Raw genomic sequence first — 13,634 nt, forward strand, 5'->3', positions numbered from 1 at the left:
GATGCCTCTTGGCCCCTTCTCTGGTGTCGCTAGTAGCCGCTGTTGTTCGCTGCGCCCTCGCCGCCGAAGCGGCGCGCCGAGAACGCGCCGACCAGCTCCGGCTCGAGCGCGCCGGCAGTGACCATGCGCGCAATCTCGAAGGCGTGATTGGAGGCGAGCGTCACGCCGGAATGGCAGCAGGCGACGAAGGCGCCGGGATGCGTCTCCGACTGGTCATAGATCGGAAAGCCGTCCTGCGGCATGACGCGGATGCCGGCCCAGCTCCTGACCACGTTGAGCCGCGCCAGATGCGGAAACATGCGCTGCGCGCGATCCGCCATCACGGCGCTGATCGAATGCTTCAGCGCGCGATCGTCGAGCTCGTCCTCCTTGCTGTCGCCGATCATCACCGTGCCCTCGTCGGTCTGGCGGATCGTGGTCAGCGGATGCGGCAGGAATGGCATGGTGCGTTCAGTCACCACGATCTGGCCACGGGTCGGCCCCATGGGCGCAAAGAGGCCGACCATCGGCGCGAGCGTCTGGTTGGCATTGCCTGCGGCAAGCACGATCTTGTGGGCACGGATTTCGCCCTGCGGCGTCGTCAGGCTGAATTCGCCGCCGCTCTTCGTGATCGCCGAGACCGGCCGCTCCGGGAAATAGTCGACGCCGAATGCCTTGAAGCCGGTATGAAACGCGCGAAAAGTGCGCAGCGAATTGACGTGGCCGTCGAACGGACAGAAGCTGCCGCCGGACACCTCCGGGCCGATCAGCGGCAGCATCTTCTTCACCTCGGATGCACTCAGCATCTCCATCCTGTAGTCGGCCGCGCCAACCTGGTTATGCATGCGCGTGACGAGCTGGGTGCGCTGCTCGTACTCGTCCTCGCCGAGCGTGAGGTGAAAGCCGCCGTTCTGCTGGAGGCAGACGTCGAGGCCGGTCTGGTCCTTCAGTTCGGCGGCGAGGCTTGGCCAGGCCTGCGATGCCCGCACCGTCCAGCCCGTGTAGGCCGGCATGCCGAGCCCCTTGCTCTGCACCCACACCAGCGCAAAGTTCGCGCGCGAGGCGCGCTTGGCGATGTCGCCCTCGTCGAGCACGACGACGCTCTTGCCGAGCCGTCCGAGCCCCCAGGCAATGGCGGAGCCGAGCAATCCGCCGCCGACGACGGCGACGTCATAGTCCCTGTGCATGCGTTCTCCTATCGCCCGGGATCGCTCTTGCCTGCGAGCACGCGGTCGAGCCCGTAGAAGCGGTCGAGCAGGATGAGGGCAGTCATGGTGATTGCGATGACGCTCGCCGAGACGGATGTCACGAGCGGGTCGATGTTGTCCTGGATATAGAGGAACATCCTGACCGGCAACGTTTCGGTGCCGGGTGCGGCCAGGAAGACGGTCATCGTCAAATCGTCGAAGGACTGGATGAAGGCAAGCGCCCAGCCGCTGATCACACCGGGCAGGATCAGCGGCAGGGTCACGCGACGAAACAGCGTGAAGCCGCCGGCACCGAGCGAGACCGCGGCCATCTCGACCGACCGGTCCATGCCGGTCGCAGCCGCCAGCGTCAGGCGCAGCGCAAAGGGAAACACGACGATGACATGGGCGATCAGCAGCGCCGCAAACGTGCCGCCGAGCCCGAGTGAGGTGAAAAAGCGCAGGAAGGCGATGCCGAGCACGACATGCGGGATCATCAGCGGCGACAGGAACAGCGCTGCCAGCGCATCGCGGCCTGGAAATCTGTAGCGCGCAATCGCAAGCGCCGCCGGCACGGCAAACAGCAATGCGACGAAGGAGGACACCATTCCGAGCCCGAGGCTGACCCAAAACGCGTGCACGAATTCCGGATAGCTCGCGATCGTCCTGAACCAGCGCAGCGAGAAGCCGTTGACCGGCAGCGAGAGAAAACCCTCGGGCGTGAAGGCAACGAGGCAGACCACCACGATCGGCGCCAGCATGAAGACGACGAAGAGCGCGTGGAAAATGAGCGCGAGCGGGCCGTTCGTCCTCATCGGAACACCTCGGCATAGCGGCGCTCGATCAGCGCGTTGCTGCCGACGACGATCAGCACCAGCGCGAGCAGCAGCAGCACCGCGACGGCTGCACCCAGCGGCCAGTTCAGCGTGTTGAGAAACTCGTCATAGGCGAGCGTCGCCGCGACCTTGAGCCTGCGGCCGCCGATGATCGCCGGAGTCGCAAACGCGCTCGCCGACAGCGAGAACACGATGATCGCGCCCGAGAGCACTCCGGGTATGATCTGCGGCAGGATGATGCGGCGAATGATGGTGAAGGCGCCGGCGCCAAGCGACATCGCGGCATTCTCGATCTGCGGATCGACACGCTGCAGCGCGGCCCAGACCGACAACACCATGAACGGCATCATCACATGCGCGAGCGCAACGACCATGCCGGTCTCGGTGAACATGAAGGGCAAGGGCGCGCGGATCAGGCCGAGCGACATGAACAGCTTGTTGACGAGACCGTTGTTGCCGCCGAACAGCAGCGCCCAGCCGAGCGTGCGCGCCACCACCGAGATCAGGAGCGGGCCTAAAATCAGGAGCAGGAAGATGCCCTTCCAGCGTCCGCTCATGCGGTTGAGGATGTAGGCCTCGGGCGCACCGAGCACAGCGGTAATCAAGGTCGCAAGGAGCGCTATTCGGAAGGTCCGCCAGAACATCTCGGCGTAGTAGGGATCGCTCGCGATCTCCTGCCAGTTCTTGAGGATGAAGACCGGCTCGATGCCCTTGTACTGGCCCCAGTCGTGGAACGAGAGCATCACGGTCATGAGAAGCGGGATCACCAGCACGCCGACGAACAGCATCAGCGCAGGCAGAGTCAGCGCCCAGGGCGCGCGCGCCTCGGAGGACGCGGCTTGCGTCGAGGCGTCGGTGGCGGCGGTCATGCGGCGCCTCCGCTCGTGCGCAGGCTCATGTCCTCCACGCGCCAGGCGAGACGGACCGCCTCGCCTTCAGCCGGCTGCGGCGTGCCGTCATTCTGCCGGATCACGATCGCCGGCCCGCATTCGGTCTCGCACTGGAACAACCAGTGATTGCCCTGGAAAATTCGCGTAATGATTTTCGCGGCAAGCCCAGCGTCGGCGAAGCTGATCCGCTCCGGGCGGAGGCTGATCGTCACCGCACCGCTCACGCCCGCCGGCGCGGGCGCGTGCCAGGAGCCCGCGACCAGCCGGGCCGGCTGAGCCGTCCGATCGATGGTCGCGGCGAAATCGTTGGTTTTGCCGAGGAACTGCGAGACGAAGGCGGAAGCCGGCCGCTCATAGGTCTGCTGCGGCGTGCCGATCTGCTCGATCTTGCCCTGGCTCATCACCACGATGCGGTCGGACAGCGACATCGCCTCGTTCTGGTCGTGGGTGACGAGGATCGTGGTGGTCCCGATGGTGCGCTGGATCTGGCGCAGCTCGATCTGCATGTCCTCGCGCAGCTTTGCATCGAGATTCGACAAGGGCTCGTCGAGCAGCAGGACGCTCGGCTGGATTACCAGCGCCCGCGCCAGCGCCACGCGCTGCTGCTGGCCGCCCGACATGCGCCGCGGATAACGCTCCTCAAAACCCGCAAGCCCGACCATCACGAGTGCCGCGCTCACGCGCTTGGCACGGTCTTCCCGCTTCACGCCGCGCATCTCCAGACCGAAGGCGACGTTTTCGGCAGCGGTCATGTGCGGAAACAGCGCGTAGCTCTGGAACACGATGCCGAGGCCGCGCTTTGCCGGATGCACCTTGGTCAGGTCGCGCCCATCGAGCCGGATCGCGCCGCGCGACGGCTCGAGGAATCCCGCGATCATCTGGAGCGTCGTGGTCTTGCCGCAGCCGGAGGGACCGAGGAACGAGATGAACTCGCCCCTCTCCACCGCGAGGCTGAAATCCTCGACGACGGTTTGCGAGCCGAACTGCTTGCCGACGCGATCGAGCTCGAGGAAGGCCATCGCTCTAGCGCTCGACTTCGCGGTTCCACCGCTTGGTCCACTCCTCGCGCTTCTCGTTGATGACGGTCCAGTCGGGGTTATAGAGTTTTGCCGCACGCTCGCCGATCGGCGCCATCTTGCCGAGCTCCGGCGGCACGACGAGCGATTTCAGCACCGGACCGTAGCCATAATCCTTCAGCATCACGAGCTGGATTTTTGGATCGAGCAGCATCTTGATGAAGCTCGCCGCGAGCGGCGAAGCAGTGGACTTGGCGATCGGACAGGCGGTGGTCAGAAGGGTCGCCGCGCCTTCCTTCGGATAGACGAAGTCGACGGGGAAGCCGGTGTTGGCAAAGCTCTGCACGCGCCCCGTGCCCCACACCGCGATGACGGCCTGGCCGGACTGGAACAGCTCGGTCATCTTGCCCGGCGACGGCTCATAGGCGAGCACGTTCGGATTGATGTCGTTCTTGAAGATCTTGAAACCCACATCGACATTGGCCTCGCCGCCGCCGTTCATCTTGGCGAGCATCACCAGCGCCTCCAGGCCGTAGGTGTTGTTGATCGGCGGGATCACGAGCTGCTTTGCGTATTTCGGATCCTTCAGATCGTTCCACGAGGTCGGCGGCGCCCAGCCTTTCTCGGCGAACACCTTGGTGTTGTACATCAACCCCGTCGCGACCAGACCGATCGCAACAGCACGATCGTCCTTGAAGCGCGCTGCGTCGTAGAGGTCGGCGGGCAAGCCGTCGAGCTTGCCGCAGAAGCCGAGCTGGATCGCCTGATACATCGGGCCGTCGTCGACGATCGCGACGTCGATCTGCTGATTGCCCTTCTGCGCCTGGAGTTTTGCCAGTGTATCGGTCGAGTTGCCGGCGACGTATTCGACCTTGACGCCGTTCTCCTTCTCGAAATTCGGGATCACCTCGTCGCGGATCGTCTTCTCGAACGAGCCGCCATAGCCGGCGACATAAAGCGTCTTCTGCTGTGCCGAGACGACCGACGGAGCCGCGGCGAGCGCCGCGATGCTGACCGCTGTCAGAAGGCTGAGAGTCTTCATAAGGACCAATCTCCAATACCGGGATGAGGTGACGTGTCGACGATCAGACGGCCGAAGCGCACCCGCGTTCCCCTCGGCGCAAATCCCGCTCCGACCAGGGCTCCGGCCCCTGCTCACGGGTTTTGATGCAATCAGCAGGCTTTAGGCCCCGATCTGCCGAAAAAGCGGGCTGTCTCCAGCGCTGATGAAAAAGATCGCAGAGCTCTACTTCCATCGTCCAATGAATAATGGCACCCTCTGCATGCCGAAATGTTATGAAGAGCATACGGAATGGCGCGGATCAATTCGCGGCAGGTGGAAGCCTTCCGCGCGATGATGCTGACCGGCAGCGTGACCGAGGCGGCGAAGTTGATGGTCGTGACGCAGCCGGCGGTCAGCCGGCTGCTCCGCGACTTCCAGGCGCTCTTGAAGATGGAGCTGTTCGAGCGGCGCGGCACCGGGCTCGTGCCGACCGCAGCCGCAACGGCGCTCTATACCGAAGTGGAGCGGTCCTTCGTCGGCCTCGAACGTATCACTGCCGCCGCCGAGGAAATCCGCGGCCGCCGCACCGGCTCATTGCGGATTGCCGCGTTGCCGGCGCTCGCGAACGGTTACCTGCCGCGGCTCGCCGGGCATTTCCTGAAAGAGCGGCCCAACCTCAACCTCGCCTTCTTCGGCGTGATCTCGCCGATCGTGGTCGACTGGGTGCTGAACAATCAGTGCGACATCGGTTTTGCCGAGGTGCCGATTGCCCATTCCGGCCTGCCAAGTCTGCGGCTGCCGCCGCTGGCGCGCGTCGCGGTGCTGCCGGCCGGGCATCGTCTCGCAGAAAAGGAAGTGCTGGAGCCGCGCGATTTCGAGGGCGAGACGTTCATATCGCTCTCGGCGGGATCTGCGAGCCGGCATCTCGTCGACCAGGTCTTCCACCGCAACGACGTCCGCCGCGTGCTGCGCGTCGAGACCACGTTGTCGGAGATCATGTGCGGAATGGTGTCGTCGGGACTTGGAGTTGCGATCTGCGATCCCTTCACGGCGCAGGAGTTCTCGACCCGCGGCGTCATCGTGCGCCGCTTCCTGCCACGCATCGACTTCGAATTCTCCGCCGTCTTTCCCGCCCAGCGCAGCCCCTCGCCGGTGGCGCTCGATCTGGTCGAGGTCCTGCGGCGCGCGCTGGAGGAGATGGAGGGATGAGTGAGCGCAAGATGGCTTGGCCTGGCCGAAGCTCGCGGACACAACGCCGCCTTCGCGCTGCGAAAAAGCTTCGCCTCGCGCGCTGGGGCCGTTCCCTCTCTACTACCACTCCATTGAATGCCCGAAGGGACAAGCGATTGGCTGAGGCGGACGCGGTGTTCCCAGCCATTCATTCCCTGGGAAAAACTGGCAAAAGGCATTTGAAAGCCAAAAATGCCATCTAATCTCTGCATGATGAGTCGGGGGTTAGCTGTGGGCGTTTATTTGTTATCCCTCGCCGCCTGCCTGGTCGCTATGCTTCTCTTTTTGGCATTCTGCCGATAAGGCCGACAGCGGACACATTTGTTGCCACTAGTCCTCAACCGAACGCGGAAACGACGGTTCCTTGAGGATGTTTTTGACTGTGCAGGAATGAGCGCGTTCACTCCCGTGAGGAGGTGGATGTTTTGCTCGCCTGGATCTTCGCTCTTGTCGTTGCCTTAAGCGTGGCGGTTCTCGTTGCCCACGTGATTGACGCGATGCGTACTTGATTGCGCGATTGCAGTCAGTGCAGGTATTTGAGTGCGCTCCATGGCCGCTATGATCTGTCAGCTGGTCTAATGGGTCGTCCGCGATCTCGATGGGGTTAGGTTCGGAGCACCGCCCTTAGCCTTCGGTACGCAATGGCTCGGCTTGCATGCCTCGGTGGCTTGTGCACTCGGCCCGAGATAGTCGGCCAGCACTGACAACAAGCCAGCAACGAAGGCCGCGACCAACACGCATACCGTGAGGCTAATTGCTCCGCGCAACAGCAGTTGTCTCAATTCGATGACCACCCCGAGTCCCCCGCAAACAAATCTTGCCCGGCTGGCTGGTATCTCTGAAAATCCTTAAGTCGATCTTGAGACCCACTCGGAGCTAAAGGGTCCTTTTATTTTGGACTCGAGGCGGATATTGGCCGCCCTAGCTTTCCCGGTTCCAATGACTTCCCGCTTTGCGCTGTCGCGTCGACGCCACACTCACGATGTTCCGCCCGGGAACAGACTTTCCAGACTCAACGACACCGCCGACTTCTGGAATCATCCTCGTTAGCCGGGGCTGGAAGTCGCAATTTATCGACAGTCAATTTTCCCGGATGGCCGCAGGAAGGGGTAGGCCTGCGGCCTTTTCAACTACATTCATGAAAGCGGGGAATGGTGACAACAGTCATAAAGAATTTGCTTTCACGGAAGCAGGCGCTTGTTGATCAGCTTGGGAAGACTAGCGCCGTTGACGAGCGAGAAAAAATCGAAGGTCAGCTTGAGCAGATCAATACTGCCTTGCATTTTCTCGACAAGTCCGAACCGAAGAGCGGAGAATGACCGTCTGAACGGCGCGAAGTAGCTCGACCTCATCGTCGCTGAAGCGCACCTGCATATCAATGATGGAAGGCTTTGGCCGGAGGATGCGAAAGAAAAGGCGGGCCTTTTTCGGATCCGGATACCCCCGAAGCCCCCGGCTCCGTAAGGCCCACGTCAGTTTGTCACCATAAGATCACCCGCTTCCTTAGCCGGAGGGTCGGATGGCAGTCAGACCCCTGTTAATGGCTCTTTGCATTTTGCCGTTGAGCGCCTGCCCGGCGCTTGCCAAAGGAAGTGGCTCTAATTCAGACCCTCCTTGGAATCACGAGCACATAGACGTCTTGCCTGCCGACGTTCGCCAATACATCGCAGAGATCTGCAACGGGCCGCCTCAAGCCCAGCACGACTTCGCGACCTACCTACCGAGCGAACACCGCTGGCGCATCAATCTTGAATACCTTCGGTGCGACGGTCTCCGTGGTGGCTTCCGACGAGGCAATCAGTGTCTCGATGTGGACTTCGTACAAGTTGGCTCACACTTTCGGCTGGTCAGAACCCAATATGCAGCCTGTGGGTTCTGACCTGTAAGCCTCAGCTGAAAGAACGGAAATCAGGCCCGCCAGCGTGAACCGGCGGGCCTTCGCAACTCCCGACACTGTCACAAGACCGTGGCATGACCGTTGCATATTAAACCCAACTGGGATTTCAGTGCCCAGTTGGAGATTAGATCGCTGCGGGGACCCGTGGCATCTCGAGCCCGGCAGCCTGATTTCTTGTTGCTCCATGGCGCACGCACACATGCGCAAGGTAAGAACAAAAGGGCAAGAACATGAGCGATAACCTACCGTCTGCGCCGAGATTTATGGTGCGGCAGGCCTCTCAGGGCTGGATGGTCTACGATCGACGACGTAAAGGCCCCGCATTAGTCGGGGCTAATCTAGCTCCAGCGGTCAATCTGACGAAAGATCAGGCCGAGCGCGTCCAGCGGTCGCTAGCCGCCGGCCTTGGGCCGCAAGTCATCATCGTGTCGAATAGATCAGATCGCCTCTTCGTTAGTCGTTAGCGCTATGTGTGCCCGCTCCAGTTTTAGTCTCTAGACCGCCGTTAATGCGCCGCCAAAGCTCCCACGGGGTGCCAGCCGACACCGTTTGGGCCTTCCGTTTTGCCGTTGCGTCGTTGGCGCATTCGAACTCTACCGCACCGACCAGGTCGCCGCGTTCATCCAGAATGTGGAGACGGTAATGGGTCATTGCACATCCGTGCTTAGGCCCGACATTTTCTATCCCCCCTGCTAAGCGAGCTTTACAAGCCCCATGCATTCCAATCGGACACCCGCACTAAAGAAAGCCCGCCATTGGCGACGGGCTCAAGGCTAAGGGAGAGTAAGACGCCATGAAGGCGCACCCAAAGCGTACGGCGATTCCCAATGATGCGCTGTGTCGCAATTCACACTGTGGACAAGAAAGCATCCCTGGCGCTGAAGAATAAGCAAGGGCTGGGGACGGCCTTTTGGAGAACCGATAGAGGCGGACTGCCGCAAGCTGGTCGCGCGGCGCGATGCCGGCGAGTACAGATCAGTCTCAAGTTGCGGCCGCCGCCTGGTACAGGCGGTCGCGCAACCAGGCGTGACCTGCGTCCTCCTGGTTGCGCGGATGCCATAGCGCGACGATGCTTGCGGGTGGCAAATCGAGCGGCGGTGGCATGAGGTCGAGTTCGTGGGCGAAACGCATCAGGAACCGCCGTGGCAGCGTGCAGATGCAATCGCTGTTCGCGAGGATCACGGGAGCGAGCGCGTAGGTTTGAATCGAGACGGCGACACGCCGGGAGCGGCCGCGCGCGGCAAGCGCCTCGTCGACGAGGCCTGAGAAGCCGCCGCCGTCCGCGGAGATCAGCAGATGGTCGAGCGCGCAAAACGCGTCGAGATCAAGCGTGCCGGTGCCGCGCGGATGGTCTTTGCGCTGCGCAGTCAGGAAGCTGTCCTCGAAGAGCGGACGCTGCATCAGCTCGCCGCTCGTCCGGCCGGGCCCCGTTACGAGGATGTCAATCTCGCCACGTTCGAGACGATCGACGATGTCGGGCGTGGGGTGGACAAGGGCGAGCCGCGTGCGAGGAGCCACCGCCGTTAATCGTGCAACAAAACCCGGCGCGAGCGTCACCGCCGGATTCTCGTGAATGGCAACGACGAAGGTGCGCTGGGCTCGCGCCGGGTCGAAGACAGCCGGTCCCTCCACCATGCGGCGCAGCTTGCCGAGCACCTCCGCAAGCTCCGTCTGCAACTCGCTCGCTCTCGTCGTCGGCACCACGCCGCGGCCCGCCGCCGCAGGCACGAAGAGCGGATCGGCGAAGATCTGTCGCAGCCGGTTCAGCCGGGCCGACAGCGCCGGCTGGCCGATGTTCAGCCGCGACGCCGCGCGGGTGACGTTGCGCTCGCGCAAGAGGGCCTCCAGGGCGAGCAGAAGACCGAGATCGATCTCGGTCAGATCGGTGTCGTCGCCAGGCCGTCCCCGACCGTTTTCCATATCCAGCATCGCGCCAGCTCCGTTCGAGGCTGAAGATCGTGACCGGACGAGCCGCCAAGGTAAGGCCTTGACGAGGGTCTGAAAAGGCGCGTTCCGCGGAAAGGCGCTCCATCAACGGCATCGATGAGACCTATCAGGCCCACGGCCCTCCCGGCGATATGGCCCGGCGCGTAGCTCATTGGCTACGGCGGCAAGTCCAGGACGTCGGCAATCACGCCACGTCCGGCGCCGACCGACCAGAGGAGGCCTCAGTGACGAAGGAGACGAAAACGTATCATATCGGTGACGCAGCCATCACGCGGATCGACGAGCTGAGCCTTGCGGCCTTTCAATTCGGCACGCTCTATCCCGGCGGGGACCCGCGAGCGCTGGAGCGCCATCAGGGACGGCTTGAGGCCGGATCGTTCGATCCCGCAACCGGCACGTTCATTCAGAGCATCCACAGCTGGCTGGTCAGGACGCCGCAGCACACGATCCTGATCGACACGGCGACCGGCAACGACAAGAACCGGCCCGACATGCCACCGCTCGATCGGCTCAACGAGCCCTTCCTCGCGCGGCTGGCGGCGGCAGGTGTTGCGCCGGAACAGGTCGACCATGTGCTCCTCACCCATGTCCACGCCGATCACGTCGGCTGGAACACGCGCCTCGTCGATGGCCGCTGGAGGCCGACCTTCCCCAACGCGACCTACATCTTCTCCCGCATCGAGCAGGCCTATGGCGAGAGCCTTGCCAAAGGCGCGGAGCCCACGGGAGCCGCCCGTCCCGATCCTGCCTTGGGTCCCGCGCTGCGCAAGCCGGCCGATCGCGTCTATGACGACAGCGTGCGACCGGTAATCGAGGCCGGCCTGGCGCGATTCATCGCGGTAGACGGCAGTGAGGTCCTGGAGGGGATTTCCTTCATCCCAACGCCGGGCCACAGCGTCGACCACGCCTCCATCCGTCTCGTCTCGCGCGGCGAGCAAGGGCTGTTCGCGGGCGACGTGATGCATCATCCGCTACAGGTCTATGAGCCCTTGCTCAATTCCTGCTTCTGCGAATTCCCCGAAGCGGCCCTTCGCTCGCGCAACTTTGTCCTGGAGGACGCGGCCGAGAGTGGCGCGACCGTCTTCACCACCCACTTCGCGCAGTCCTCCGTCGGCCGCATCAAGCGCACCGGCGGGCGCTTCGCCTGGCAATTCCTCTGATCAAAGGAGAGCAATCATGGACCAGAACGTTCTTGCACATGCATACGCGCCCGACCTCGTGGTCGAGGACTTCATGATCCCGAGCGACACGGCCGGCATTTCGCTTCACCTGCGCAACAAGCGAGCCGCCGCGCAAAAGGCTTTCTCCGCCGAGCGCACCATCCTGATGGTGCATGGCGCGACCTATTCGTCGGCAAGCCTTTTCGATGTGCCGCTTGGCGGCCGCTCCTTCATGGATCATCTCGCCGTGCAGGGCTACGACGTCTTCGCACTCGACGTACGCGGTTATGGCGGATCGACCCGGCCGCCGGAGATGAACGCACCGGCGCAGGACTCCGAGCCCCTTGTTCGCACCGATGTCGCCGTGCGCGACCTCACCAGTGCGGTCGAGCACATCCTCAAGCGCCGCGGCATCCCGCGCCTCAATCTCGTCGCCATGTCCTGGGGCGGCTCGGTGGCCGGTGCCTACACCGCTAGCAACAACGGCAAGGTCCTGAAGCTCGCGCTGATTGCGTCGCTGTGGCTGCTGAAAACCCCTGCTCCGATCGATTCTGGAGGTGCCCTCGGCGCCTATCGCAAGGTCCCTGTGCTGGATTTCAGGGAGCGCTGGCTTGCGGCTGCGCCGGAGGCCGCGCGTGAGAGCCTTGTCCCGGAAGGCTGGTTCGAGCGCTGGGCGGAGGCCTCACTCGCAACGGATGCGCAGGGTAATGCCGAACGCCCCCGCGTGATGCGCGCGGTGAACGGTCCCATCCAGGATATCCGCGACTACTGGGCTGCCGGCAAAGCGTTCTATGACGCGAGCGATATTCGCGTCCCAGTGCTCCTCGTCCACGCGGAATGGGACCGGGACGTGACCATGGCTTCAACGCAGGACTTCTTCCTCTCGCTCAAGCGGGCGCCGTATCGGCGATGGGTGGAAATCGGCGAAGGCACGCACATGGTGCTCCTCGAAAAGAACCGCCTGCAGGCCTTCGATGCCGTCAGTCAGTTCCTCGCCGAGGAGTACGCTCCGGCCGCTACTCCGCGAGGATGACCCTCGGCCCGCGCCATCCATGATTGCGTCGTATGATGGCGTCGCGCTCGGACGCCCGACAGGGTCTGCGACCGACATCCCAGTGCGCGGAGCTGGCCGCGCATCTGGACCGACGCGCGGAGGGAACAGGTGTCAGTTGAACAGATCCGGCTCCGCTTCGGTGATCCAGTCCCAGAGCGGCTGGAAGCTGAAATAGCCGCCCCTGTGCGTCCCCACCTGGCTTGAGGTCAACTTGGCGATCTCATGCGGGATCGGCTTTGTTGTGCCGGCCGCGTCCGCAAGCAATTGCGTCCGCGCCCCGGCTGGACACCCGGAACAGGATATTGCCAGGACGACCGCCGCCGGACTCTGATCTTGACGGGGAAAAACTTTCGACTTGAGACCACTATTTTTTTGACCTCTTCCTACGGATCGGCATGATGGCTGCGCGAGTGGCAAGTTTGGCACTCCCCTCTGATCCGCCGTAGAGTGAGCCCTGGGTTGGATTGCATGCCATGGTGCAAGAGCCGCCCATCCGAGTTGAACGTCGGTTGGCGGCGATATTGGCCGCTGACGTGGCGGGCTATTCGCGGCTAATGCATCATGACGAAGAAGCCACGCATGCCAAACTGACAACGCTCCTCGCGGACGGTGTCATACCCGCAATCTCCGCACACGGCGGTCGCATCGTGAAGAATACGGGTGACGGGTTCTTGGCGGAGTTTCCAAGCGCGGTCGAGGCCGTTCGCGCCGCTGTCCAATTCCAAACCCGCATCGGAGAACTTACGACCGCCGATGCGGAAGACAAGCGGATAGCTTTCCGTGTCGGCATCAATGTTGGCGACGTGATCATCGAGCCGCACGACGTTTTTGGCGACGATGTAAATATTGCGGCGCGGCTTGAAAGCATCGCAGAATCCGGAGGCATTTGCATCTCATCCTCTGCTTACGACCATATCCGAGGCAAGATCAGCGCTGAGTTTGTTGATCTGGGTGAGCAGAACCTCAAAAATATAACCCGCCCGGTCCGCGCCTATGCAGCGGTCCTGGATGGACGCAGCCCGACAACACAGGTTGACGGCATCAGGCCGGGCCCGCCTTCGCCGCCTCGACTTTCAATTGTTGTGCTGCCCTTCGCCAACGTCAGTGGCGATCCCGAGCAAGACTACTTCGTCGATGGTGTGACGGAGAGCCTTACTACGGACCTGTCACGCATCGCACGCTCATTTGTGATCGGTCGACACACCGCTTTTACCTACAAGGGCAAATCGGTTGATCTTAAACAGATCGGTCACGAATTGAATGTCCGCTACGCGCTAGAAGGCTCTGTGCAGCGTGGCGACAGTCGACTGCGCGTAAATGTCCAGTTGGTAGACACGGAAACGGGCACGCATCTTTGGGCCGATCGTTTTGACAAACCTATTGGCGATTTATTCGACATGCAGGACGAGATTGTATCGCTGTCTCTTATACACAT

At 62.6% G+C, this 13,634-nt stretch carries 12 protein-coding genes; 5 read left to right on the top strand and 7 right to left on the bottom strand.

Annotated elements, in window-relative coordinates:
• Positions 1 to 29 precede the first annotated feature (29 nt).
• Genes Q2941_RS27575 through Q2941_RS27595 form a run of 5 tightly spaced genes read right to left on the bottom strand, consistent with a single transcriptional unit; the run spans position 30 to position 4,950 of the window.
• Positions 30 to 1,166: an NAD(P)/FAD-dependent oxidoreductase gene (locus Q2941_RS27575; RefSeq protein WP_458194301.1), complete on the bottom strand. Its 1,137-nt coding sequence runs from the start codon at positions 1,164 to 1,166 to the stop codon at positions 30 to 32.
• Positions 1,167 to 1,174: 8 nt separating this feature from the next.
• Positions 1,175 to 1,981, bottom strand: a complete 807-nt coding sequence (locus tag Q2941_RS27580) for an ABC transporter permease (RefSeq protein ID WP_254111928.1) — start codon at positions 1,979 to 1,981, stop codon at positions 1,175 to 1,177.
• Positions 1,978 to 2,871, bottom strand: a complete 894-nt coding sequence (locus tag Q2941_RS27585; protein WP_458194302.1) for an ABC transporter permease — start codon at positions 2,869 to 2,871, stop codon at positions 1,978 to 1,980. Before Q2941_RS27585 ends, Q2941_RS27580 begins: the two co-directional genes overlap by 4 nt.
• Positions 2,868 to 3,911, bottom strand: a complete 1,044-nt coding sequence (locus Q2941_RS27590; protein WP_254111926.1) for an ABC transporter ATP-binding protein — start codon at positions 3,909 to 3,911, stop codon at positions 2,868 to 2,870. Before Q2941_RS27590 ends, Q2941_RS27585 begins: the two co-directional genes overlap by 4 nt.
• Positions 3,912 to 3,915: 4 nt before the next feature.
• Complete coding sequence (locus tag Q2941_RS27595) at positions 3,916 to 4,950, bottom strand: ABC transporter substrate-binding protein (protein WP_254111925.1); 1,035 nt, start codon at positions 4,948 to 4,950, stop codon at positions 3,916 to 3,918.
• Positions 4,951 to 5,220: 270 nt separating this feature from the next.
• On the opposite strand from Q2941_RS27595, the gene Q2941_RS27600 reads away from it, so the two are divergent.
• Together Q2941_RS27600 and Q2941_RS27605 are read left to right on the top strand one after the other, a co-directional pair.
• On the top strand, positions 5,221 to 6,120 hold the full coding sequence (locus Q2941_RS27600) for a LysR substrate-binding domain-containing protein (RefSeq protein ID WP_027525604.1): 900 nt from the start codon (positions 5,221 to 5,223) through the stop codon (positions 6,118 to 6,120).
• A gap of 1,172 nt (positions 6,121 to 7,292) precedes the next feature.
• Positions 7,293 to 7,460, top strand: coding sequence for a hypothetical protein (locus Q2941_RS27605; RefSeq protein WP_254111923.1), 168 nt, complete (start codon positions 7,293 to 7,295; stop codon positions 7,458 to 7,460).
• A gap of 1,559 nt (positions 7,461 to 9,019) precedes the next feature.
• Here Q2941_RS27605 and Q2941_RS27610 read toward each other — a convergent pair.
• The gene (locus tag Q2941_RS27610) at positions 9,020 to 9,967 is read right to left on the bottom strand and encodes a LysR family transcriptional regulator (RefSeq protein WP_458194303.1); all 948 of its coding nucleotides are present in this window, start codon (positions 9,965 to 9,967) and stop codon (positions 9,020 to 9,022) included.
• 242 nt (positions 9,968 to 10,209) lie between these two features.
• Between Q2941_RS27610 and Q2941_RS27615 the strand changes: the two genes are divergently transcribed.
• Together Q2941_RS27615 and Q2941_RS27620 are read left to right on the top strand one after the other, a co-directional pair.
• Positions 10,210 to 11,145, top strand: coding sequence for an MBL fold metallo-hydrolase (locus tag Q2941_RS27615; protein WP_458194304.1), 936 nt, complete (start codon positions 10,210 to 10,212; stop codon positions 11,143 to 11,145).
• A gap of 16 nt (positions 11,146 to 11,161) precedes the next feature.
• Positions 11,162 to 12,178, top strand: coding sequence for an alpha/beta hydrolase (locus tag Q2941_RS27620; protein ID WP_458194305.1), 1,017 nt, complete (start codon positions 11,162 to 11,164; stop codon positions 12,176 to 12,178).
• A gap of 132 nt (positions 12,179 to 12,310) precedes the next feature.
• Here the strand turns inward: Q2941_RS27620 and Q2941_RS27625 are convergent, their stop codons facing one another.
• Positions 12,311 to 12,463, bottom strand: a complete 153-nt coding sequence (locus Q2941_RS27625; protein WP_254111921.1) for a hypothetical protein — start codon at positions 12,461 to 12,463, stop codon at positions 12,311 to 12,313.
• 209 nt (positions 12,464 to 12,672) lie between these two features.
• Here Q2941_RS27625 and Q2941_RS27630 point away from each other — a divergent pair.
• The coding region (locus Q2941_RS27630) for an adenylate/guanylate cyclase domain-containing protein (RefSeq protein WP_458194306.1) at positions 12,673 to 13,634 on the top strand (962 nt) is incomplete at its 3' end.

It is taken from the genome of Bradyrhizobium sp. UFLA05-153, assembly GCF_054185185.1.